22 protein-coding genes are annotated in these 23770 nt (G+C 42.8%); 19 read left to right on the top strand and 3 right to left on the bottom strand.

The features are described from left to right. The first annotated feature begins 72 nt into the window (after nt 1–72). The 6 genes from MHI25_RS16750 (at nt 73) to MHI25_RS16725 (ending at nt 9326) form a co-directional block, all read left to right on the top strand. Nucleotides 73–1629 (top strand): TerB N-terminal domain-containing protein, encoded by a 1557-nt coding sequence (locus MHI25_RS16750; protein ID WP_076184845.1) that lies wholly within the window; start codon nt 73–75, stop codon nt 1627–1629. A 15-nt stretch (nt 1630–1644) separates the two neighbouring features. After that, nucleotides 1645–2964, top strand: coding sequence for an ATP-binding protein (locus tag MHI25_RS16745; protein ID WP_076184846.1), 1320 nt, complete (start codon nt 1645–1647; stop codon nt 2962–2964). Beyond that, nucleotides 2961–5159: a DEAD/DEAH box helicase gene (locus MHI25_RS16740; protein ID WP_076126645.1), complete on the top strand. Its 2199-nt coding sequence runs from the start codon at nt 2961–2963 to the stop codon at nt 5157–5159. Before MHI25_RS16745 ends, MHI25_RS16740 begins: the two co-directional genes overlap by 4 nt. Before the next feature lie 172 nt (nt 5160–5331). Beyond that, on the top strand, nt 5332–7002 hold the full coding sequence (locus MHI25_RS16735) for a spore germination protein (RefSeq protein WP_076184981.1): 1671 nt from the start codon (nt 5332–5334) through the stop codon (nt 7000–7002). Between the two features lie 37 nt (nt 7003–7039). Next, entirely contained in the window at nt 7040–8143 is a 1104-nt protein-coding gene (locus MHI25_RS16730; protein WP_076184847.1) for a GerAB/ArcD/ProY family transporter, read from the top strand. Next, on the top strand, nt 8136–9326 hold the full coding sequence (locus MHI25_RS16725) for a Ger(x)C family spore germination protein (RefSeq protein ID WP_076126641.1): 1191 nt from the start codon (nt 8136–8138) through the stop codon (nt 9324–9326). The genes MHI25_RS16730 and MHI25_RS16725 overlap by 8 nt, the downstream gene beginning before the upstream one ends. Before the next feature lie 75 nt (nt 9327–9401). Here MHI25_RS16725 and MHI25_RS16720 read toward each other — a convergent pair whose 3' ends face one another. Continuing rightward, nucleotides 9402–9710, bottom strand: coding sequence for a DUF4190 domain-containing protein (locus tag MHI25_RS16720; RefSeq protein ID WP_036676925.1), 309 nt, complete (start codon nt 9708–9710; stop codon nt 9402–9404). Between the two features lie 24 nt (nt 9711–9734). Further along, a complete protein-coding gene (locus tag MHI25_RS16715; RefSeq protein ID WP_175620034.1) occupies nt 9735–10421 on the bottom strand; it encodes a GNAT family N-acetyltransferase in 687 nt (228 codons plus the stop codon). Nucleotides 10422–10702: 281 nt separating this feature from the next. Between MHI25_RS16715 and MHI25_RS16710 the strand changes: the two genes are divergently transcribed. Both MHI25_RS16710 and MHI25_RS16705 read left to right on the top strand, forming a co-directional pair. Further along, the gene (locus tag MHI25_RS16710) at nt 10703–11923 is read left to right on the top strand and encodes an MFS transporter (RefSeq protein ID WP_076126637.1); all 1221 of its coding nucleotides are present in this window, start codon (nt 10703–10705) and stop codon (nt 11921–11923) included. A gap of 45 nt (nt 11924–11968) precedes the next feature. Continuing rightward, complete coding sequence (locus MHI25_RS16705) at nt 11969–12493, top strand: GrpB family protein (protein WP_076126799.1); 525 nt, start codon at nt 11969–11971, stop codon at nt 12491–12493. A gap of 10 nt (nt 12494–12503) precedes the next feature. Here the strand turns inward: MHI25_RS16705 and MHI25_RS16700 are convergent, their stop codons facing one another. Then, nucleotides 12504–13367, bottom strand: coding sequence for an AraC family transcriptional regulator (locus tag MHI25_RS16700; RefSeq protein ID WP_076126635.1), 864 nt, complete (start codon nt 13365–13367; stop codon nt 12504–12506). Between the two features lie 257 nt (nt 13368–13624). Here MHI25_RS16700 and MHI25_RS16695 point away from each other — a divergent pair, with 257 nt between their 5' ends. The 11 genes from MHI25_RS16695 to asnB all read left to right on the top strand — a co-directional run bounded on the left by MHI25_RS16695 (nt 13625) and on the right by asnB (nt 23767). Further along, nucleotides 13625–14923, top strand: coding sequence for an alpha-glucosidase/alpha-galactosidase (locus tag MHI25_RS16695; RefSeq protein ID WP_076126634.1), 1299 nt, complete (start codon nt 13625–13627; stop codon nt 14921–14923). Nucleotides 14924–15103: 180 nt separating this feature from the next. Continuing rightward, entirely contained in the window at nt 15104–15781 is a 678-nt protein-coding gene (locus MHI25_RS16690) for a succinylglutamate desuccinylase/aspartoacylase family protein (RefSeq protein ID WP_076126632.1), read from the top strand. 156 nt (nt 15782–15937) lie between these two features. Beyond that, a complete protein-coding gene (locus MHI25_RS16685) occupies nt 15938–16318 on the top strand; it encodes a GntR family transcriptional regulator (RefSeq protein WP_076126630.1) in 381 nt (126 codons plus the stop codon). Next, nucleotides 16315–17184 carry an ABC transporter ATP-binding protein gene (locus MHI25_RS16680; RefSeq protein WP_076126629.1) on the top strand — a complete coding sequence of 290 codons (870 nt, stop codon included), beginning with the start codon at nt 16315–16317 and terminating at the stop codon, nt 17182–17184. Before MHI25_RS16685 ends, MHI25_RS16680 begins: the two co-directional genes overlap by 4 nt. After that, on the top strand, nt 17177–17812 hold the full coding sequence (locus MHI25_RS16675) for an ABC-2 transporter permease (RefSeq protein ID WP_076126627.1): 636 nt from the start codon (nt 17177–17179) through the stop codon (nt 17810–17812). The genes MHI25_RS16680 and MHI25_RS16675 overlap by 8 nt, the downstream gene beginning before the upstream one ends. Before the next feature lie 17 nt (nt 17813–17829). After that, nucleotides 17830–18468 carry an ABC-2 transporter permease gene (locus tag MHI25_RS16670; protein ID WP_076126625.1) on the top strand — a complete coding sequence of 213 codons (639 nt, stop codon included), beginning with the start codon at nt 17830–17832 and terminating at the stop codon, nt 18466–18468. 81 nt (nt 18469–18549) lie between these two features. Then, entirely contained in the window at nt 18550–19644 is a 1095-nt protein-coding gene (locus MHI25_RS16665; RefSeq protein ID WP_036676951.1) for a HAMP domain-containing sensor histidine kinase, read from the top strand. Nucleotides 19645–19833: 189 nt separating this feature from the next. Next, entirely contained in the window at nt 19834–20250 is a 417-nt protein-coding gene (locus tag MHI25_RS16660; RefSeq protein ID WP_248548678.1) for a MarR family transcriptional regulator, read from the top strand. Nucleotides 20251–20312: 62 nt separating this feature from the next. Continuing rightward, nucleotides 20313–20525 (top strand): DUF896 domain-containing protein, encoded by a 213-nt coding sequence (locus tag MHI25_RS16655; protein WP_036676956.1) that lies wholly within the window; start codon nt 20313–20315, stop codon nt 20523–20525. Between the two features lie 278 nt (nt 20526–20803). Continuing rightward, nucleotides 20804–21742: an alpha/beta hydrolase gene (locus tag MHI25_RS16650; RefSeq protein WP_076126624.1), complete on the top strand. Its 939-nt coding sequence runs from the start codon at nt 20804–20806 to the stop codon at nt 21740–21742. Nucleotides 21743–21889: 147 nt separating this feature from the next. After that, the gene (gene asnB, locus MHI25_RS16645; protein ID WP_076126622.1) at nt 21890–23767 is read left to right on the top strand and encodes an asparagine synthase (glutamine-hydrolyzing); all 1878 of its coding nucleotides are present in this window, start codon (nt 21890–21892) and stop codon (nt 23765–23767) included. Nucleotides 23768–23770: the final 3 nt, after the last annotated feature.

The following is a 23770-nucleotide window of genomic DNA, read 5'->3' as shown; positions in this document are numbered from 1 at the left end:
GGTTCCTTCACAGTTGTGAACAGGACCGTTTTTTTACATTAATCCTTATTTATAAGGACGGAGCGATCGCACATGAGTAATGATAGGAAGCAGCCGCATTTCACAGAATTAGTCTGGGAAAGTACGGAACAAAATGTACCGATTCCGCCGCGAAATTCCCCTGAACCTGCGCTGCCTAAGTCATCTTCTAAGAATAATGGCAAAACAAATTCAACCCCTGAACCTTCATTACAGCTGCAGCTTTGGGATACAGAGATGGAAACGCCGGAGCCTGTGACTACCACCGAAGGGCAGTTCGTAACAAGAGCGAAGGAATTAGTTGAAAAAACTGAGGACTCAGCGCTTTTTGTTCCTTTTAAGAGTTACTGGCCTACATATGGCCATATGACAGGCACGCAAAGCAGATGGTATTTTTATTGGCGGAATGAAGTTAGACAAGGCAGATATCTGAAAACAGATCTTTCTTATATTTTTCTGCATGTATATGAGCTTATTAATGGCGTGGGGTGGACTGACCCTAATGATGGCTATAGGCAGCTAAATCTGATCTGGGAAGCTTACCGGGAAAGTTATAAACGTTTGGATCAATATCTTGGCGGCTGGATCGCGGACTTCTCTTTTGTACATCATTTGGATGTCCCGCTTTCTATCATTGTGGCTCGTTCACGTGGTCTTGCTGGGGATCTGGCGGAGCTTGAATTAATGAGAGGACTGACGACTGCTCCTGAGCAGCTAACCTTCGCAGTATTAACGGCAATGTCGGACTATGATATTAGTAAATCCAAGTTCTACATCGGAGAAGGCAAAGAAGCTCTTGAACAATACATTCCGCAGGTCGTGGCGTTAATTAATGCTTATGTCACCCGGAAACACGGCTCCAATCTAGTTGAAATGTTTCCGCCTGGACCAGCGGTGATGCGGGAGCGTTATTTATTCCGAAGTGCCGTATATGATATTTCATTATATGGCTATTCTGTTCTTATACCGGTTGTACGTATTAGTAAATCTCCACCACTTCGCAGTCTGATTACAAGGTTATTTCGTCTGACTGAGAATAAACTCCGGGAACTGATGGGCTACCGCGGACGACTTAAAGGTATTAATGTAGATGCCGATATGGACGATTTGATCACTCGTTTTCTAAAGCGTGAGTACCTTAAAGAGACGCAGGAAGACAAAGGGCCGACAGTCGTCATAGATCCTGAGAAGCTAGAACGCCTGCAAAGTGATTCTGAAATTGTACGGACGATGCTTACGGTTGAGAATATGGACGAGCAAGATTACGAGGATAGCAAGCTCGAAGCAACTATCGGTGAAATTGATCCAATACAAGATAGTAAGGAAGAATTGTTGCCTGTAGAGGTGATTGAAGAAGCTCAAGCGGTTAGCATAGGATCGGAGGCAGAACAGTTTGCCAATGCTTTAAGTCCACTACAACGGGAAGCACTGCTTGCTCTTTTGGATGAGGATGGAAGTCAAGCTTTACTGAAGCTGGCTGCTGCTAATGGCACGATGTCAGAGCTTCTAATTGATGAGATTAATGAGATCGCAATGGACATTCTTGGTGATCTGATCATTGAGGGGGAAGACATTGTTGAGGAATATATCTCTATGCTGCGCAATATTTAATGAGGTGAACTTTGGATGAGTGAATTAAAAATACCTAAACGAATGACAACTGCGCTAGTCAATTCGTTGACGGCTGGTGTTGTTCCGCGTATCGGACTAGAGCACATAGCCGTTGGCCGTCGGCCGGAGATTGAGGCCATATTAAGAGATATGGAGAACATTGCAGAGGGTGGGGCAGCTTTTAAGCTGATTACAGGCAAATTCGGCAGCGGCAAAAGCTTTCTGCTTCAGATGATCCGTAATTACGCGATGGATCGGGATTTTGTAGTAGCAGATGCTGACCTGTCCCCTGAGCGTAGGTTAGTAGGAACTAAAGGACAAGGCCTAGCGACTTACCGGGAGCTAATGAGCCATTTATCGACCCGCACACGTCCAGATGGTGGAGCGTTGGAGATCATCCTGCAGAAATGGATTATTACGCTACAGCAGTCCGTGATGCAGGAGAAGGAATATGGGCCTGATCACCCTCAGCTTGGTGAAGAAGTAGAGAAGCGAATTTACGCTGTAGCCTCTGAAATGCGTGGTTTGGTACATGGTTTTGATTTTGCCAAAGTGCTCGCCTCTTATTGGAATGCACACAAGCTGGCCGATGATGACCAGAAACAGGATTCGCTTCGCTGGTTGCGTGGAGAATTTGCAACTCGGACAGAAGCCCGCAAAGCGCTTGGAGTTGGCGTGATTATTGATGATGATAATTGGTATGACTATATGAAGCTTTGGGCGGAATTTACTGCGGCTATTGGCTATAAAGGTCTGCTGCTGTTTATTGATGAAGGTGTCAATCTTTATAAAATTACGAACAGTATTTCCCGTCAGAGCAACTATGAAAAGCTGCTTACCATGTTCAATGATACGATGCAGGGGAAGGCAGAGAACTTAGGGATTTTTATAGGGGGAACTCCGCAATTTGTGGAAGATGGACGGCGTGGTTTATTTAGTTATGAGGCACTGCGATCGCGATTGGTTGCTGGCCGGTACGTGGCGGCGGGTCTGAACAATTATACTGGACCTATCATTGCACTGGACATGTTATCACACGAGGAAATTCTTGTACTGCTGCAAAAGCTTAAAGAGATTCACGCCCTACATTATGGTTATGAAGCACGTTTATCACAGGAACAATTGGTTCATTTTATGGAGGAAGCGGTTGGAAGATTAGGGGCTGAGGAACTCTTGACTCCACGGGAGGTAGTACGTGATTTCATGGATCTGCTGCATACGCTCCACCAGCATCCGGAGATTACTTTTGAACAGCTAGTCGGCGAAAAAACGGCTAAGCCAGCTGAGACCGAGCAAAATGAACTGGATGGATTCCTGGCGGAGTTTGAATTATGAGTGATAATCCGTTCTATAGGCTGGCTCCCTTCATTAAAGAGTTTATTTATAAGAACCGCTGGGAGACTTTGCGTGAGGCACAGGTGGATGCCTGCCGGGTGCTTTTTGATACCCCGCATCATCTGCTGATTGCCTCAGGTACCGCTTCAGGTAAGACAGAGGCAGCTTTTTTCCCAGCGCTTACTGAGCTGTATGAACGTCCTTCCGGTTCGGTTGGCATTTTGTATATCGCCCCTTTGAAAGCTTTGATCAACGATCAATTTACACGTTTGAATGATTTGCTTCGTGAAGGCAACATTCCGGTGTGGCACTGGCATGGAGATGTACCACAAGCCGATAAAACAAAACTGGTGCAGAATCCTTCAGGCGTGCTGCAAATCACCCCTGAATCGCTTGAAGGATTGTTGATGAACCGCCCGAATGCTATTCCAGCGTTGTTCCATGATCTACGTTTTATTGTCATTGACGAGGTGCATGCCTTTATGGGAGCTGACCGGGGGATCCAGGTGTTAAGCCAGCTGGCGAGAATCTCACGAATGGCGGGATGTCATCCTCGCAGAATCGGTCTATCAGCTACGCTGAGTGACTACGCTTCTGTCACAGAGTGGCTGGCGGCGGGCACACGGGAGAGCGTTGAAGTGTCCGCTCCACAAGGCGGGCGTAAGCTCCGTTTAAGTGTGGAGCATTTCTCTTTCCCGGATGCACGGGATGAGGTGCAGGCGGAGCATTTAGAACGTGCGAAGCAGTCTTATTACGATTTCATTTATGATCATACGCATCTGAAGAAGGCGTTGATCTTCACCAACAGCCGCTCAGATGCGGAGACGGCGACCCTAGAGATGCGGAGAACGGCCGCGAAGCGTGGTGAACGGGATGTATTTCACGTTCACCATGGCAGCATCTCCGCGATGCTGCGTGAAGAGACGGAAGCCGCGCTGCGGCAAGGCACCGGACCGGCTGTTGCCGCAGCGACGTTGACGCTGGAGCTGGGCATTGATCTGGGCGAGCTGGAGCGAGTGCTACAGGTCGGCGCTCCCTATAGCTGCGCAAGCTTTGTGCAGCGGTTAGGCCGCTCGGGCAGGCGTGGAGACGCTGCATCCGAGATGATCTTTGTCACGCCCGAGGAAGAGGACGAGGAAGCTCAGCTTCCGGCGCGGATGCCGTGGACACTGCTTCGAGCGATAGCGGTAATTGAGCTATATGTGCGCGAGAAATGGGTGGAACCCCTGGTCGTGCGTCAGCTGCCAGTTGGACTGCTGTACCATCAGACGATGAGCATTTTGAAAAGTATGGGTGAGGCCGAACCGGATGATTTAAAAGAAGCGGTTCTGAGTTTGCCTTCGTTTAAAACCATAGATCCTACTGATTATGATATTTTCATGACCTATATGTTAGGCATGGGACAAATTGAGAAGATGGACGAAGGCAGCTTGATCATCGGGATGGCGGGAGAGAAGATCGTGAATAACTTCCGCTTCTACGCGGTCTTCAAAGATGATGAAGAGCATGTGGTCTATAACGGGACTGAGGAAATCGGATCGATCACAACGGTTCCACCACCAGGCTACTGTTTTACTCTGGCAGGTAAGCTTTGGAAGGTAGAAGAGGTGGATAATCGCCATAAAGCCGTTTATGTGAAAACCTCACGCGGCAAAGTAGATACGTTGTGGCTTGGTGCGGGTGGGGATGTACATACACGCATCATGAACAAGATCCGTGAAATCTTAGGAGCCACTTCATTGTATCCGTATTTAGCTCCGAGTGCGGCTGCGCGGCTTGAACGAGCCCGTCGTTTAGCGAAGGAAAGCGGAATGCTTGTGCGATCCGTTATGCCGGCGGGTGGAGATTCCATGTTCATTCTGCCCTGGGCCGGTAGTCGGCAATTCCGTACGCTGGAGCGCCTTCTGAAGAACAACCTGAAGAGCCCTCTGGGACTGCGTTCTATCGTTCCCATGGAACCTTATTATATGGTCGTTGCGGGTAAAACAGATGCAGAAACGCTGGAAGCAGAGATCATTGCCGAAAGTATGGCTGCCACAGATCCATTATCATTGTTATCCCCAGATGAAGCACCCTACCTCGGAAAATACGATGAGTTCATACCGCATGAGCTGCTGCGCAAAGCTTTTTCCTTGGATGGATTAGATGTCCCGGGTCTGATTGAAGTTTTAAAGCAGTGGCAGCAACCTAATTAACCTTAAGCAGTACCTGTTGAAAATACTCTAAATTGCAGACGTCCGCTTATGCGGGCGTTTTGTTATGTCCGGACCAATGCTGATATATGAACTTTCCTTAAGTTTCAAATGTTGCATAAGAATAGGGTGGAAGGAGAATAGTACTAACAGATTCCTATAGAGGATGATTGCGATGTGGCCTAAAATAGTCTCTTATATTCCGGACTGGACAATTTTTATGCAGGCGGCGATTACGCTGCTCTTTCCCGTAGGGATTTTTTATCTTTACAGGCATTTGTATTTTTATGTTGGAAGCGGACGCTCCAAGGAAACAGAGGCCAAATCACAGGATGCGGAACTGAAGAAGAATGACAATCGGGAAGTAAATCCGCAGCCTCCTGTGTCTACTGCTTTTACCCAGGACTATGATGCCGATCTGACAGCGATAAAAACGGCATTGGGGGAGAACAGTGATGTACATTTTCGTGAATTCTCAGTTAAAGGTATACAGGCACGTGCCGCATTGGTCTATGTAGAGGGGATGCAGCACGAGGAGCTAATCAATCAGCAGGTGCTGCAGAATCTGATGTATGCCGGCGAAACGCAGGCTTCAGAAGGAATATACAACTACTTGAAACAGAATATGCTCCCCTTAGCTCAGCTTAGTGAAGCCAAGGATTTAGACCAACTGCAGGAGTTTGTCCTATTCGGATACACTGCGCTGATTGTCGAAGGCATGCGTGAGATGTTGCTGGTGGGTTCTCCGCATGGATCCGTGCGCGCGATTACTGAGCCGACCTCGGAGGCTTTACTGCGTGGGCCTCGGATTGGCTTTACCGAGGTGCTTAGTGAGAATACCTCTATGCTGCGGCGCCAAGGGCTTAATAAGAATCTGGAAATGAAAATGGTTGAAGTAGGCAGCGAAATCAAGAAGAACCTGGTTATCGCTTATATGAAAAACATTGTAAATCCTGATCTGCTCCAGGAAGTGGAGGAACGTATCTCCAAAATTGATATGGACTTTATTCTGGAATCCGGCTATGTGGAACAGTTGATCGAGGATGATTATTTAAGCCCGTTTCAGCAGACACAGAATACGGAAAGACCCGATCGGGTAATTGCATCCTTGTTAGAGGGAAGAGTCGCTATTTTGCTGGATGGCACACCGTTTGCACTCGTTGTTCCAGTGACGTTCAGTATGCTTTTGCAGTCTCCTGAGGATTATTATGAGCGCTGGATTCCGGGTACACTTTTGCGGATACTCCGGTTTTGCGCATCATTTCTGGCTCTGTTGGCTCCGGCGCTGTATATTTCCTTTATCTCTTTTCATCCGGGACTGATTCCTACACAACTGGCGATTTCCATTATCGAAACACGCCAAGGTGTACCCTTTCCTGCATTAATTGAAGTGTTGATTCTGGAAATTTCCATTGAAATCTTGCGTGAAGCTGGAATTCGGCTGCCGAAGCCCATAGGTCCGGCAATGGGGATTGTCGGAGGTCTAATCATTGGAGATGCCGCGGTACAGGCTGGTATTGTAAGTCCTTTTTTGGTAATTGTTGTAGCCGTGACAGCGATCTCTTCGTTTTCCATACCGATGTACAGTGCGGGGATTACTCTCCGGATCTTACGATTCGCAGGCATGTTATTTGCGGCGGTCCTGGGCATGTTCGGAACCATCCTTTTCTTCCTGCTTATTTGCAGCCATCTGACTCGGCTTTCAAGCTTTGGAGTTCCTTACGTCACCCCTATTTCCCCTTTCCGCTTAAGTGACTGGAAGGATTTGTTCGTTCGTGCACCGTTATCGATCATGAAGCGAAGACCGGAGATGCTGAAGACCCAGAAGAAAAAGCGCAGGTCCTAGAGAATGTATTCTTAGCAGGAGCAGAGGGGAGACCACAGTGTTTAAACGAACTGATGACAAGATCACAACCTCGCAGGCTTCCATAATCTTGACCAATTCAATGCTAGGTGCGGGAATTTTGACTTTGCCCAGAAATGTTGTAAAGGCTGTGCAGACTCCCGATGCCTGGATTTCAGTAGTGCTGGGAGGTATCGTCGTATCTTTGGTCATATTGGTTATGGTGAAGCTTAGCCAGCAATTTCCAGGGAAGACTGTCTTTCAGTATTCTAAAAGAATTGTTGGGAATTTTCCAGGCAGTGTAATGAGTACAATATTGATTCTTTACTTTATTGTGATTGCGGGTTTCGAAATCCGCGTTCTGGCGGAAGTAACATTGTTCTTTCTTCTGGAAGGGACACCGATCTGGGCGATTGTGATGCCGTTCATCTGGGTGGGCACTTATTTGGTGTATGGCGGGATTAATTCCATGGCCCGCGTGTTTCAGATTGTATTTCCGATCAGTATTTTTATTCTGATTATTTGTTATATCTTAAGTACTAGAATATTTGATATCCAGCATTTGCGTCCTTTTCTGAGTGAAGGCATGATGCCGGTGATCCGAGGCATGAAGTCGAGCATCCTGATTTTTACTGGTTGTGAGGTTGTGATGACAATGACGGCCTTTATGGAGCATCCGCAGCAAGCGGTCAAAGGAATGATGGTCGGTTTAAGTATCCCGCTGGTATTGTATCTGGTTACTGTTGTGATGGTTATCGGCGGCCTATCCATCAATTCTGTAATCACCAGCACCTGGCCTACGATAGATTTGGTACGGAGCTTTGAAATATCAGGGTTCTTTTTTGAACGATTTGAATTTCCGTTGCTCGTCATTTGGCTGATGCAGATGTTCTGTAATTTTTGTAGCTTTTTCTTTAATGCGTCACTTGGCATCTCTCAGGTATTCCACCTAAAGATCCATCCGGTTATGTTCGCTTTAATGCCCATCATCTTCATCTGTACGATGATCCCTCAGCGCATCAATGATGTCTTTAGTCTTGGTGATGCGATTGGCTATATGGGTGTGCTGATCTTTATAATGCTGCCACTGTTATTGTCGATTGTATTAATCATTAGGAAGAAAGGACTCAAGCAGAATGTTTAGACAGCGGGTTATTCGCCTACTATTGGTATTCGTGATTCTGCTTACGCAGTCTGGCTGCTGGAGCAGTAAGGAGATTGAAGACTTGAGTGTTTATACGGGATTGGCGCTTGACAAGGGGGAGCCGAAAGGAGTCGAACGGGAGTTTGAGGAACTCGGAGGAAGCTATTTTAAGAAAAATAAATTGACGGCTACGGTACAAATTGTGCCTGAAAAAATACTCGGAAACTCTGGCAAAGATGGCGCAACACCACAAACTCATTATCACAATATTTCTGAGACAGGGGATTCTCTGCTTGAGATATTCCGCCAAATCTCAATACGTAAGAACCGTCCGATTATAGGTCATCACCTCAAGGTTGTTGTCATATCTGAGAAACTGGTGCAACAGGAGAAGATCAGACGGCTAATGGACTTTTTACTGCGAGATAATGATATCCGCCCTAGCTGTCTTATATTTCTTAGCCAAGGGCCTGCATCCGACACACTTAAAACAACTTCGGAGGAGATTCCTTCTTTTCGTCTGGCAGACATGATTCATAACCACTTCAGAACCAGTAAAGTTATGAAGGGCATAACGTTGTCTAATCTAGATGCACTTATGTACTCCAGGCAAAGCTTTGTTTTACAGAACGTTGTGGAGGCACAAGGTGAGGTGGAATTTTCCGGAGCAGGTATTATCAAGGGAGACACAGGACAGTGGATTGGCAATATTGATCAACAGGATGTGGAGAGTATTGCCTGGATCAAAGGGGACATAAAAGGTGGGAGCATTAAAGCCTATAATCAGTTGAATGAAGCGATTACTTATGAAATTAAATCAGTTAAGAGCAAGATTACGCTGAAGGAGACTGCGGATGAGAAGTTCTCTATTCATGTAGCCATTGAGTCTGATGGACGTCTTATTGAGAATTGGGATGATAATGAGCATTCCGCGGAAGTTGCCTATTTCAAAGAATTGGAGAAGATATTCGAGGAAAAATTAACCGAAAAAATCAATGCTCTTATTCACAAAATGCATTCTACCTACAAAGTGGATATAGCAGGGTTCGGAAATTGGTTCAGCATAGAAAAACCGCAGGTTTGGAAAAAGATCAAGGATCATTGGGACGAGGAATTTATTCGGATGCCATTGACCTTTGATGTTAAGCTTAAAATCACCGATTTTGGTTCCACGACTGAATGAAGGGTTCACTTGATAGCGTGTTAACTCGAAAAGGATCTCAGCAGCCGATGATGGCTATTGAGATCCTTTTCGTGGTTAGTAAGTAGAAGCTGCAAAAACAAACACAACGACGAATAATATAATAATTGCGTACATCAGCGTGCCCACAATTCCACATACCAGGCCTGCAATCGCTAGGCCTTTGCCTTGTTCATAACGATTACGGATTTCCTTCAGCGATAAGGCGGATAGAATAATCGCAATAATTCCTAACAGAAAACCAATATAAGGCACAACAATAGAGAGGATTCCCAAGACAAAACCAGCGATTGATTTACCATTCGTCGGTGCCGGAGGGGGTGGAGGCTGATAATAGTTCAAATTGTCGTTTGGTGGATAGCTCATTAAAATCACCTCCAATAGAAATTGTTATTGAATGTAGTTAATCCAGTGCTCTAGCTGCACACAAGGGACAAGCCCAATAGATTCAGCTAGACGAATGGACGCTTGATTTCTTTCAAGGACGTGATAGCGTGGAATAAAGCCTCGTTCTAACGTTTCTTGTATGGCTGTGCGAACTACCATTTTCGCGTATCCGTATCTTTGAAATGCTTCTAAAGTATGAACAGCGCCGATTTCCCAAATCTGCTCTTCATTTCGGAACGCTAGGCAGGTACTAACCGGATTGTCGCCCTGAAAGATTGAAACGGAAAACGCTCCTTTTTGGAAATATTCCTCAATTTCTTCCTTATTGTAATGGTTAGCAGCCCAAAGTGGAAGTAGTCTGTCGTCAAATGAATGATTGATTGACACCTCTTTGTCCTTACTATACCTTAACCCCTCAGTTGTGCTGTAAGAGAAAAACCCCCGAGTTTTTTCTAAAGAAAAATGCGCAGACAGTGCCTCTTGGTACTTCACATCCTGTAGTTTAAAAACAAGCTTCGCCTGTGCTGGGAGCAGTGGTAGTAAAGCTGGAAATATATCGGGGCAGCTGTAATCCAAAAATACGATGTAATCCGCTTGAGGATATACCCTATGATCATATGCGTATGCTGTGGCTGGAAGAAGTAATACAATACCCCACTGATCACCATGCTCAACTAGATGTGTTTCCATGACTTCGTGGAAGGAGTTTAACATTTTTAACAAGCTTACATTCTTTAAGGGATTCGTTTGTAATTTGTTTATGATTCGTTCGTTCTGGTGCACGTTCATCCACTCCTAGCTCAGATTTATATATTTTACTATAAATTGTACTTATGCAGATATTTATATTTTTCCCTTTACTAATCATTAATCTATTGAAGAAGGAAGGTTGACATTGACTGTTATAATATATTAGGGAAAATAAAGCTCGCTGTTTGAAGCAGCATACGTGAACGGAGGCACATAATTTCATGACACAATCTATCACAGGCGCTGCTGTTCGTGTAGGAGAAGGTCTATCTAAGCAATTCATCCTAATTCTAGCCATTGCATCAGGACTAAGCGTGGCAAATATGTATTATAATCAGCCGCTCCTAGCTGAGATAGGACGCACATTTAATGCTTCCTCTAACGCAGTGGGATATGTATCGATGCTTACTCAAATCGGCTACGCGCTGGGAATGTTATTTTTTGTTCCACTAGGTGACATTCGTGAACGCAGAACACTGATATCAGGACTTCTTATTGCTGTATCACTGTCACTAATTGGTTTCGCTACCGCACAAAACCTCACTTGGATGTATATCGCCAGCTTTGCTATCGGCATAACTACGGTGGTGCCGCAGGTCATCATTCCTCTCTCGGCTGAGTTAGCTTTACCGGAGGAGCGGGGGAAGGTTATAGGCACTGTAATGAGCGGATTGTTTTTTGGTATTTTGCTAGCAAGAACAATATCCGGAATTATAGGGGATATGTTCGGCTGGAGAGCGATGTACTGGATTGCCGCAGTAGTCATGTTATTGTTATCCCTTATTCTTTATCGGCTAATCCCGGCAACGAAACCAGACAATAATTCCTCGTACTCAGATCTGCTGAAATCAATGGGACAACTGATTCGCAGATATTCGACGCTTCGTGAGTCATCTTTAATTGGGGCTTGCATGTTTGGCGGCTTTAGTGTGTTCTGGACTTCTCTAGCTTTCTTTCTGGAAGGAGAACCTTATCACTACAGTAGCTCTATTACAGGATTGTTTGGTCTTATTGGTGTAGCAGGTGCTGCTGGTGCTCCATTTATCGGGAGGTTAGCAGACAGAATTGCTCCCAAAAAGATTGTAGGAATCCTACTATTAATTACATTAATTGCTTACGGATTTTTTGGTTTAGCCGGATTTACGATCTGGAGTTTGATTGCTGGAGTTATTATTCTGGATCTTGGGGTACAGGGGTCACAGGTCAGTAACCAAACACGGATATATGCACTTGAACCAGCGGCTCGCAGTCGTATTAATACTGTTTTTATGGTCAGCACTTTTACAGGTGGAGCGATTGGATCCACGCTGGGAAGTTTTGCATGGCAGCATTGGGGCTGGAGTGGTGTCTGCTTAATGGGGGGAACGCTAGTTGTAGCCGCTTTATGCATATGGATCGTCTATAGAGTGATCGAGAAAGAGGATATACCAGAGACTAGCTAGAAACGTATTACAGTACCTTTTATTATACCCGGGAGGTGTTTGATCATCGCTGAGAAGACGAAAGTTATAGAGGTTGTCCCGTATAACCCAGAGTGGAAGGCAGAATTCAATAGATTAAAAGAACAGCTCTTATCTTATGTCGGAGATCTTATTATTTCTATCGAGCATGTGGGCAGTACTTCGATTGAAGGGCTAGCTGCTAAACCTATCATCGACCTTGATCTTGTGATGGACAGCTACGATGTACTCCCACAAATCATAGAACGTTTACAACAGCATGGATATGAACACCAAGGGAACTTGGGAATAGAGGGAAGAGAAGCGTTTCAAAGACTTCAGGAAGATGGATTTATGAAATATCATCTGTATGTATGTCCTAAGGATGGAAAAGGCTACTTGGAGCATATCGCTTTCAGAGACTATCTGCGATCGAATACAGCAGCGCGTCAAGCGTATGCAGAGGTCAAACAACGCTTGGCAGAACAACATCGTTATGACATTGATGCTTATTGTGAAGGAAAGACAACGTTTGTTAGCTCAATTTTATCTAAAGCCATGAAAGAAACGTAAGATACATCAATCACTTGCCCGTTCGAAGATGATTTCGAAATTCACTGGGAGACATGCCGCTCCACTTACGGAACTGCTTGGAGAAGTATAACGCGTCATTGAAACCGACCGAGGAAGAGATCTGGTCGATGGTCAGCGTGCCTCCTAGCAGTTTTTTTGCTTTATCCATACGAACCTTTAATAAATATTGTTTGGGAGACATGCCGATCTTTTGTTTAAAGACTTTAGAGAGGTGCGCCCTATGATAGCCTAGAGACGATGCCATATGGTCGATACTGATCTGTTGATGAAACTGTAGAGAAATCCAACGGATCGCTTGATCGATCTGGCGGTCGATAACATCCGGTAATTCTATCGATTGAGAGGGAAGCGAACTTATGTTCGCAACACCGAATTTGTGCACTAGCAGCCGCAGCCAACCCGAAGCTTCTAAGCTCTCCAGTCGAGGATAAGCAGATTGCTGAAAGGATAAACGAATATGTTCATATACTTTATGTATCTCTATTAGGTTATCTAAGTGGATTATTGGCTTGTCCCTTGTAATTCCCACTTCGTGTAGTAGCTGTTCAACCGCTTCCCCTTGTAAGGCCACCCATACATATGTCCACGGACGATCCATGTCTGCCTGATAGCTAAATAACGCCCCCGGAAAAATAACAAAGGTATCCCCCTTACTACATCCCTGCGAATTACTGCCACTTTGAAAAACTCCTTCCCCATCAATTACTGTATGAATGAGATAGTAATCATGAACAGATGGGCCCATTTTATGGCCAGGAACGGGTTTGCCTTCTCCGCTGAATAATACAGATAGGTCATGATCATCGGGAGCCAGATTAAACCCTGCTGTAAAATGATAATGCTCTGAAGCCATTTACTTAGAACCTCCCCAAGATTGCTTTTATAATACATTTAGATTATAGGATTGAATATACAAATGCAACAAACGTCCATATATCTCTTGTATTTCTCCATACTCATTGGGACCGCTCTCATTTATAGTGATTAGTGAAGAGAGCAGACGGTTATGACCTGACATCCTAGTGTTTATAAGGGAATTATAGTTTACTCTATTCCATAAAACTGCGATGTTAATACCGTTCACCTCACCTATAAGGAGGAATATTTCACATGTCTAAAATTACATTTATCGGAGCGGGTAGCACCGTATTTGCCAAAAACGTGTTGGGAGATTGTATGAGAACGCCAGCCCTGCAAGGGTTTGAACTTGCCCTGTATGATATTGATCTACAACGCCTGAAAGATTCCGAGAATATGCTAAATAATATAAAAGAGAGCAGCGGCAGCACTTGTGTTGTGAAATCCTATACGGATCGTAAAGAAGCTTTGCGTGGAGCTAAATATGTCATTAATGCAATCCAAGTGGGAGGTTACGATCCTTGCACCATCACAGATTTTGAAATTCCGAAGAAATATGGCTTGCGGCAAACGATTGCGGACACAGTTGGCATAGGTGGGATTTTCCGTAACCTGCGTACTATTCCAGTGATACTGGACTTTGCTGCGGATGTACGGGAGGTTTGTCCGGACGCACTCTTTATGAACTATACGAATCCTATGGCAGTTCTGACCAATGTGATGAATACCTATGGCGGTGTAAAGACGGTGGGATTATGTCATAGTGTGCAGCATTGTATTCCGGGCTTGTTCGAGCATCTGGGTATGGATCAGACAGGTGTTCAGGCTAAGATCGCTGGGATTAACCATATGGCTTGGTTATTGGAGGTTACTAAAGACGGCGAGGATTTGTATCCGGAAATTAAACGCCGTGCCGCTGAGAAGCAACAAGAACATCACGGAGACATGGTCCGTTATGAAATGATGCTTAAATTCGGTTACTACATTACGGAATCTTCGGAACATAACGCAGAGTATCATCCTTATTTTATCAAACGTAATTACCCAGAGCTTATCGAACGGTTTCAAATTCCACTCGACGAGTATCCACGCCGCTGTGTAGATCAAATTGAACGTTGGCAACAAATGCGTGAAGAATTGGTTAATAACAAAGAACTTAAACATGAACGTTCGCATGAATATGCGTCTTATATTATGGAAGCTATCGAAACTAATGTGCCTTTCAAAATAGGTGGCAATGTTATGAATACAGGTCTTATCACTAATTTGCCAAAAGAAGCATGTGTAGAGGTCCCTTGTTTAGTAGATAGAAGCGGAGTAACTCCGACCTACGTGGGAGATCTGCCTCCACAGTGCGCCGCACTGAATCGTACAAACATTAATACACAGTTGTTAACGATCGAAGCAGCGATTACCCATAAGAAAGAGCATATCTATCACGCCGCAATGCTCGATCCACATACAGCAGCTGAATTGTCGATGGATGACATTACAAATATGTGCGACGAGCTGATCACAGCCCATGGAAACTGGCTCCCGGCGTATAAATAAATTAACTAGTTAGGACTAAGGAAGCCTGAGAAATCAGGCTTTTTTTGATTGTATTTCTACGAAAACCGAATGCTATCTTTAAAAAAGACCACGTCGTTTCTTCTTGCTTATCTGTCTAGGACAACTGGGAGACATCGGAATACACATATATGGATTATCTAAATGTGGAGGTGATCCTTTATGATCGTTGAAAGCTATACCTTAGCATCGTCCACAGCTTATGCTACTCCTTATTATGTGATTAGAGGTGAGCTTCCTGGTCCTGTCTTTATGGTGGTGTCGGGGATACATGGGAATGAGACAGGAAGTATTCGTGCCGCACAGATCATTGTAGAACATTTTAACCAGAGAAGGTTGTATATACACCGGGGCACGATCATTGTAGTACCTCTAATGAATCAAAAAGCTTACCGCAAACGGATCAGAGGTGTACCCGATTTAAATCGCACCTTTCCACGTTCTAGCAAAACGGCGGCAAAACATCCATTAGCTTCAGCTTTGCTACAGCTAGTACTAAGATATCGTCCCACCTGGTTTCTGGATCTTCATGAAGCAAATGGGTTGTCACAAAAAAATCCGAAGCGACTTGGCCAGTCGATCATCGTCACTCCGGGAAGCCGAGGAACAGGTACAGCAAAACGTGTCATCAAAGGCATTAATCGAACGATTCCCAAAACCGCTTATCATTTTAATATCCGTTTACGGGAGCGCCCCGGCTCCTCAAGGGCAGCCGTTACCCGTATATTAGGGGCTAAAGCATTTACTGTGGAAACCTGCTGGAGCCTTGATCGTGAGCTACGGATTCGCTATCAGATAGATATTGTTAGCCGTTTTTTAAAAAGTGCGGGATTATTGTGATAGAGAAAATATCTGATAACTGTGTTAGCTGGTTCTTAGATCCTAGGAATCAGCTTTTTTGCCGATACAAGAAAGGTAATTGACAACAATGGGTATAGTGTATATATTACATATATACATTGATAACACATAAACTAGGAGTGAGGGCACGATTACATGAACATATTGATATCCAACACTTCCGGTGAACCCATCTATGCACAGATTGTCAGCCAGATCCGCCAGATGATTCTGCAAGGAGAGTTAGTGTCTGGCACCCCATTACCTTCTATCCGGCTATTAGCCAAAGAGCTGCAGATTAGCGTAATTACAACGAAACGAGCCTATGAAGAACTGGAGAGAGAAGGGCTTATCAATTCAATTGTGGGGAAAGGTTCCTTTGTTTCTGGTGCAGATCAGGAGTTTATTCGGGAACAACGGCTACGGATTATGGAGAACAAAATGAAGGAGATTATCGACGAGAGTAAAATGCTGGGGATTAATTTTGCTGAGTTTAGTGAGATGTTGAAATTGCTTTATGAGGAGGAGACAGAATGAAAGAAGTCATTCAATTGGACCAAATATCTAAAAAATATGGCCATTTTAGCCTATGCGAACTTACGTTCGGTATCAAAGAAGGGTATATCACGGGGCTAATTGGACCGAATGGGGCAGGGAAAACAACATTAATAAAAATGATGATGGGGATGGTGTTTCCTGATCATGGCAGCGTCAAGATTTTTGACCAAGAGATGTCTATCCATGAAGCAGAGAATAAGGATCGGATTGGCTATGTCTCCGATGAGAATTACTTTTACGATCAATTAACCATCGATCAGATGAGTAAGATTATTGCTCCTTTCTATAGTCGTTGGGATCAAGAAACGTATAGGAAATACATAGAGATGTTCAAGCTTTCCCCGCGGAAAAAGATTAAGGAGCTCTCCAAAGGAATGAAAATGAAGTATTCGCTCGCCATTGCCTTATCACATGGTGCAGATCTGCTCATTATGGATGAACCTACTGCAGGACTTGATCCTATATTCCGAAGAGAGTTGCTTGATTTGCTTAGTGAGCATATCCAAGATGAGAAGAAGTCTATTCTTTTTTCAACGCATAATACGACTGATTTGGACCGGATCGCGGACTATATTGTTTTTGTGAACGAAGGGCATCTAGTATTTAATGAAATGAAAGAATCTCTAGCCAACAAATACATGCTGGTAAAAGGCAATAAAGAGTTGCTTGATCGGGATGTACGAAAATGGTTCATCGGGCTTAGAGAGACGGAAGTTGGTTTCGAGGGTCTTCTGAACAATCGCTCTGAGGGGGAACACTTCTTTAGAGGTCATGCCATATGCGAAACACCTACTCTGGAAGAAATCATGTATTTTACGGTAAAGGGAAACGCTTTGTATGTTTAATCTCTTGTTGCTGATTCGAAAAGACTTTATTCTCCTGCGGAATTTTATCCCTATATTTCTCTTGAGTATCTTGTTCATCGCATATGTTCAACTGGATAACTCCAGCATGTTTGCTACTTTTCAATCTTTACTGTTGCTCGTATACTCCTGTTCTATGGATGCACAGAATAACAACACAAAGTTTGTGATAGGGTTACCAGTAAGACGGCAAGAGATTATCTTGGCTAAATACTTATCACTTATTCCTTATTGTTTCATCGGTTTGGTTTGCTCTTTAGCTTTGTTACTAATTTCCTTTTCATTTGGATATTCCATTAGCTCGTTTTATTGGATAGGGGTATCTTTAACGTTACTTATGATTCCTTTGGCTGCGTCTATTTATCTGCCGATTCATTATTGGCTTGGTTCCAAAAACTATTACTTCAATATCCTTTTTAATGTAGTAATAACGATTACCACCCTGAACACTGGATCTTCACTCTCAAATTCATCCTTTTTCTTAACAATTACCGACATAAAGCTGCAGGATCATCTGTTGTCGATTGGTTTGATAGGGATTGTTTATCTCTCCATATTGTACTGCTCTTATAGGATTTCACTACGATTGTTTAGCAAGGAAGAGTTATAAGCTAAGGAGGACGTAAAGTGTATAAATCATTTTTTTTAATTCAAAAAGACTTCATTCTTCTGCGTAAATTTCTGATGCTGCTAATCCCCTTTTTTATTTTTATAGCTTACTCGAACTATCATAGCTTCAGTTTATTTACGGTAATGCCACCCATGCTGTTATTGATAAGCTCCTGCTCAATGGATACTCAGCAGATGACGCAACGGTTTCTCGTTAATCTCCCTGTAAGGAGACAAGAGCTTGTCCGTGCCAAATATTTTTCGATCCTTCCGTATGCGCTTGTTGGGCTGGCAGCCACGTCCTTTACCTATCTCCTGATTATTGTAACAGGTAAAGCCGTAACCCCTCATTTTTGGCAAGAGGTTGGTATTACGTTATCCATTTTCCCTCTCCTTGCGATGCTTTATTTACCGATTCATTACTGGTTAGGGGCAAAGGGAGCGCAAGTGGTTAATCTTGTTTTTATGATGATTGTTATGTTTGGACCGAACGTGTTTAGCTTTTTGATCCAGTGGATACCTGATGTGAACAGATGGCTGAGTTTTGGAGTGAAAGGTACGGTCATTCCCTTTATAATCCTAGGGCTGGCTTATATATTCTTGCTTAGCTGTTCATATATCATTTCTCTGCGGATTTTTGTGCGGAAAGATCTTTGATTCGAAGGATTTGAGATTTTGAATGAATTCATATACCATTGTCACTACAAAGATAAATAGTAGGGGAAGGGTATATAACCAATGCCTAAAATGATCTATAGCTTTCGCACAAAAATGATTATGCTGCTGATGGCCAGTATGCTTGTATCCGGTGGAATTACCTTTTCAATCTATAAAATTCTGCAGAGATATTATCGATCAGAGGTCTTATTAGAAAATCCATTGACTAAAGTTCGCTACTTGATGCGGGATATCGGTGATGTTAATGCGTTTTTGATTATCTTCATTCCTTTGGCCATCTTATTCTTTTTTATATTTACTAAACCATATGCAAATTATTTCAAGGAAATCTCGAAAGGGATCCATCAGCTGGCGTCGGGTGATTTCTCGGAGCGGGTGGATATCCCTTCTAAAGATGAGTTCGGCCTTATTGGCCATGATATCAATCTGGCTATTGATCATCTACAGGAAGCTATCGAGCGGGGCGACTTTGCGGAGAGCAGTAAAGATCAACTTGTATTAAATCTGGCACATGATCTGCGTACACCACTTACCTCCGTTATAGGTTATTTGGATTTTATCCTGAAGGACAATGAATTAACGCCAGAACAGACCAGACATTATACAACGATCGCTTATACTAAATCTCAACGTTTGGAAAAATTAATTGATGAGCTATTTGAAATCACAAGAATGAACTATGGTAAGCTTACGCTTGAAAAAACCTCGATCGACCTGAGTGAGCTTCTTTTGCAGTTAAATGAAGAGTTATATCCCGTTTTTGAGAAAAATGGTCTTACTTCCCGCTTGGATGTAACCCAACCTCTGAAGATAGAGGGTGACGGTGAGCTGCTGGCGCGTGTATTTGAGAATCTCCTCACCAACGCAGCGCGATATGGAAGCGACGGTCAATTTATTGATATTCATGGGTATTTAGAGGAAAATGAAGTCGTTATTGAGATCATTAACTATGGAGATTGTATTGATCCGGAAGAGCTCCCGCGTATTTTTGATATGTTCTACACCGGGGATCGAGCGCGAACGCATCCCACAGGGAGTACGGGACTGGGCTTATTTATCACTAAAAACATTGTGGAACAACATGCTGGAACAGTTTCTGCACAAAGCAGTGTAGTGCGGACGATGTTTGAAGTACGGCTTCCACAAAATAATTGAGAACGAAGTCAAGTGTCGACTAAGCAGGAGTAAAACCGAGATCTATGTGATCTTGTGGTTTTACTCCTTTTTTTATGGTTTGGTCAGCAGACAGGATGAACGTTACCGGACATTTATTTGAAATTTTTAATAAATCGTGATATTATTAGCTTGCTAAGTAATTTGTAAGGCAGTACGGAGGAAATATCTGTGATAGAAGATGAGATAAGGGAACTACTGGATAGAATATCAGCGGAAATGCGTAGAGATTATGCAGAACTGCTTAGAGAACTTAATCTTCATGTGGGTCAAGAACAGTTATTATGCCGGTTATGGAGAACAGATGGAATGACACAAATACAGCTAAGTGAACGCTTGAATTGTGAGCCTCCAACCATAACAAATATGGTGAAATCTCTTGAAAATCATGGGTTTGTTGTTCGAAAAAGAGATTCTGAAGATGGCAGAGTTAGCCGAGTGTATCTAACCCCAGCCGGACGTAATCTCTGCGAACCTGTGGAACAGATCTGGAACAAACAGCTGGATAAATTACTAGCCGGAATTATACCTGAAGAACGTTTATTATTAAGAAGACTTATGAAACAAATGGCCGATAATTTAGCTTGAATCTGGGACTAATCGCCATAACCGTTAGTAAGCTAATTAAAACTAAGAAAAGAGGAACATAGATGATTACAAGTTTGACTCGCATCAATGAATTAGCTAAGAAAGAACGTGAAGTAGGCTTGACACAAGGCGAATGGGTTGAACAGATCGCATTGCGTGAAGACTATCTGCGTGAAATTCGTGGACAAGTTCGTAACAGTCTTTCTGGCGTGACAATTTTAGATCCGGATGGAAACGATGTAACCCCTGAGAAGCTTCGTGCAGCGCGTAAATAATCAATGAACTAATAAGTGGAAACTACACCTTTAGATAACATTAGATTAGCCTATGGCTGATCGACGGATATCTAGAGGTGTTTTTTGTTATATAAATCTTAACAGAAGCTTAATTCGTTATCATTAGGAGCTGGTGAAAGTTAAGAATCAATTAAACTTGCGTTACACAGGATCTAAGACTGGATTGTTAGAATGAAATAGACAAAAGATAAGGGATAACATGAAGGGGTGCAGAAGTTGGAGAAACTAAAAGAAACATCAAGGAAGGAAATGAAAGTATGAAAAAAACATTATTAATTTTACTTAAAGTAATAGTCGCTATAGTCATACTCCTAGCACTTTTTCTGGTCATCGTTTTTACAGTCAATGTGATCAGCAATAAAGTGGAGAAAGGAAAAATAGAACCCTATGGTCAGCTTGTACCTGTCGACGGGAAAAAGATGAATGTTACCATACAAGGGCAAGGCAAGGAAACAGTCGTGTTACTCCCAGGGTTTGGAACCGCATCACCCGTAATTGATTTCAAACCACTTGTAGATGAACTGACTCCTTTCTATAAAGTTGTAGTAGTTGAGCCGTTTGGTTATGGACTAAGCGATGTCACCACAAAAGAACGAACGGTCGACAATATCGTGAGTGAGCTTCATGAAGCCTTACAAGAATTAAAGATAGATCGTTATATTCTGATGGGACATTCTATAGCGGGAATTTACGGACTGGACTATGTGAACAAATACGAAAACGAAGTTAGTGCATTCGTAGGCATCGACAGCAGCGTACCCACACAAGGGGGCAACGATGAAGAATTTCCATCAGGAACCTATAAGCTGCTTAAAAACTCAGGATTTATGAGATTGCTGGTAAAGCTCAATCCAGCCCAAATCGTTACACCAAGTGATGATGAGGAAACTAAAGAACAAAATAGAATGATTTCACTTAAAAACATGATGAATCCAAATATCATCAGCGAAGCAGAGCATTTTAAAAGTAATTTCAAAGCCACGGAAACATTAAATTTCCCAAAAGATCTTCCTGTTATTTTCTTCCTAGTGAAAGAAAATACGGATGTTCCAGGCTGGGAATCCCTGCATAAAGAACAGATTAAAGACTCCTTACACGGGAAATTGATGTTGCTTGATGGGGAGCATTATTTGCACCATACCCGATCCAAAGATATCGTCGAGAACTTTAGAAGTTTTATGGGAGAGATAAAGTAAGAATGAATGAGAAAAGCCTGCTAATACAGGCTTTTCTTTTTTTGTATTTTCAAATAAGTGAATCCTTTAGAAAAAAATGATAAATTTATCAAAGCAATTATGGGCACTCTATATCCTAATCTTTATTATAGGAAGGACTACCATAGTATGTGCGGAATAGCAGGAATATTAAAATATAATGGACAGCCACCACATGAAGAAACCTTAAAACAAATGACAGGGGTTATGAATCACCGAGGTCCCAATCATGAGGGAGTATGGCTCGATTCTCACATTGGACTTGGTTTTCGCAGATTGTCTGTAATTGATTTACGTGATGGTAATCAACCGATGACGAATGAAGATCGTACCCTTTGGATTGTTTTTAATGGTGAAATCTATAATTATAAAACACTACGAAATCAGTTAAAGCTAAAAGGACATCACTTTCAGACGCAATCAGATACAGAGGTCATTGTGCATTTATTTGAGGAATACGGCAAGGACTGTGTCCATCATTTACGTGGAATGTTTAGTTTTGCGATTTGGGATCTTAAGGAACAATCTCTTTTTGCTGCCAGAGATCATTTCGGGATCAAACCTTTTTATTATTACAAAGACGAAAATAATCTTTTATTTGCTTCGGAAATTAAAAGCATACTTGCAGTGCAAGGGGTACCCAGAAAGCTTCAATATCAAAGTTTATTCAGCTACTTAACTTTTCAGTATGTCCCGCATCCTGATACGATGTTTGAACACATTCATAAATTAGGACCTGCGGAGCGATTATTTGTTAACTCGGATGGTGAAATGAAGATCGAGAAATATTGGGAACCCCATTTTCAACCGGTAGAACGATCTTTAGCAGACTATGCCGAAGAAATTCAGTGGAAATTGAAAGAGTCTGTAAACCTTCATTTACAAAGTGATGTGGATAGAGGATGTTTTTTGTCCAGTGGAATTGACTCCACCGCAATAGCTGCAATGATGAGAGCAGAAGAATCAACAAAAACCTTTTCGATTGGATTTGAAGGGCTGAACAATGAAACAATCATCGCAAATCAAACGGCAGCCAAACTGGGGACAGATCATTATTTTCACATTTTATCGCAAAAAGATTTTTTTGAAAGTATCCCGAAAACGGTCTGGCATCTAGATGAGCCTGTTGCAGATCCTTCCGCTATTGCACTCTATCATCTAAACCAGCTTGCAAAAGAACATGTCACGGTGGTCCTATCAGGGGAAGGCGCTGACGAATTATTCGGAGGGTATAGAATCTATAGAGAGCCAAATGCATTAAGACCGATAACCTGGATGCCTAACTTCATAAAGGATTCGTTACGAAAATCATTATCTGTATATCCCTATCATTTTTATGGCAAAAATTATTTACTTCGGGGTCTGACACCTTTAGAAGAGCGTTTTTTCGGAAATGCTAATATTTTTAACAAAAGCGGTAAAATGAACTTGCTTCACGAATCGGTACACGCTCAGAATAGCTTTTTACATCCCATGGATATCGTTAAGCCTTTTTATGATAAGACAGCTCACCTAGACCCTACGACAAGAATGCAGTTTATTGATCTGAATTTTTGGTTACCTGGAGACATTTTATCAAAAGCAGATAAGCTGTCCATGGCACATTCATTAGAATTAAGAGTCCCGTTTTTAGATAAAGAGGTTTTCGAAACGGCTAGTAAAATACCTGTGTCCAATCGGATTGGGCAAAAAACAACAAAACTTGCTTTGCGTAAAGCTATGGAAGGAATCGTTCCGGAAGCAATTGTGAATCGCCCGAAACTAGGATTTCCCGTACCCATTCGTGATTGGCTCAAAACTCCAATTTCAGATATAATGTTCGAACAAATACGATATAGTGGCATTGAAGAAATATTCAATATGAATATCATCGAAGAGATGTTTACCCAGCATCGGAGTAATAAAGGCGACTATTCGCGTAGAATATGGATAATTTACATTTTTTCAGTATGGTACACTCTTTTTATAAAAGAAGATCTGAAGCAATTAAATAGTGCCGTGTTGTAATGG

The organism is Paenibacillus sp. FSL E2-0177 (genome assembly GCF_037992975.1).
Taxonomy (GTDB): Bacteria; Bacillota; Bacilli; order Paenibacillales; family Paenibacillaceae; genus Paenibacillus_AQ; species Paenibacillus_AQ odorifer.
Note: the sequence above shows the minus strand (reverse complement) of the source record. Positions and strands in the feature narration are given on the sequence as shown.

Coding starts and splice junctions, on each gene's coding strand:
- MHI25_RS16750 (WP_076184845.1), top strand. CDS start 73: ATGAGTAATGATAGGAAGCAGCCGCATTTCACAGAATTAGTCTGGGAA.
- MHI25_RS16745 (WP_076184846.1), top strand. CDS start 1,645: ATGAGTGAATTAAAAATACCTAAACGAATGACAACTGCGCTAGTCAAT.
- MHI25_RS16740 (WP_076126645.1), top strand. CDS start 2,961: ATGAGTGATAATCCGTTCTATAGGCTGGCTCCCTTCATTAAAGAGTTT.
- MHI25_RS16735 (WP_076184981.1), top strand. CDS start 5,332: ATGTGGCCTAAAATAGTCTCTTATATTCCGGACTGGACAATTTTTATG.
- MHI25_RS16725 (WP_076126641.1), top strand. CDS start 8,136: ATGTTTAGACAGCGGGTTATTCGCCTACTATTGGTATTCGTGATTCTG.
- MHI25_RS16720 (WP_036676925.1), bottom strand. CDS start 9,710: ATGAGCTATCCACCAAACGACAATTTGAACTATTATCAGCCTCCACCC.
- MHI25_RS16715 (WP_175620034.1), bottom strand. CDS start 10,421: ATGGAAACACATCTAGTTGAGCATGGTGATCAGTGGGGTATTGTATTA.
- MHI25_RS16710 (WP_076126637.1), top strand. CDS start 10,703: ATGACACAATCTATCACAGGCGCTGCTGTTCGTGTAGGAGAAGGTCTA.
- MHI25_RS16700 (WP_076126635.1), bottom strand. CDS start 13,367: ATGGCTTCAGAGCATTATCATTTTACAGCAGGGTTTAATCTGGCTCCC.
- MHI25_RS16695 (WP_076126634.1), top strand. CDS start 13,625: ATGTCTAAAATTACATTTATCGGAGCGGGTAGCACCGTATTTGCCAAA.
- MHI25_RS16690 (WP_076126632.1), top strand. CDS start 15,104: ATGATCGTTGAAAGCTATACCTTAGCATCGTCCACAGCTTATGCTACT.
- MHI25_RS16685 (WP_076126630.1), top strand. CDS start 15,938: ATGAACATATTGATATCCAACACTTCCGGTGAACCCATCTATGCACAG.
- MHI25_RS16680 (WP_076126629.1), top strand. CDS start 16,315: ATGAAAGAAGTCATTCAATTGGACCAAATATCTAAAAAATATGGCCAT.
- MHI25_RS16675 (WP_076126627.1), top strand. CDS start 17,177: ATGTTTAATCTCTTGTTGCTGATTCGAAAAGACTTTATTCTCCTGCGG.
- MHI25_RS16665 (WP_036676951.1), top strand. CDS start 18,550: ATGCCTAAAATGATCTATAGCTTTCGCACAAAAATGATTATGCTGCTG.
- MHI25_RS16655 (WP_036676956.1), top strand. CDS start 20,313: ATGATTACAAGTTTGACTCGCATCAATGAATTAGCTAAGAAAGAACGT.
- MHI25_RS16650 (WP_076126624.1), top strand. CDS start 20,804: ATGAAAAAAACATTATTAATTTTACTTAAAGTAATAGTCGCTATAGTC.
- asnB (WP_076126622.1), top strand. CDS start 21,890: ATGTGCGGAATAGCAGGAATATTAAAATATAATGGACAGCCACCACAT.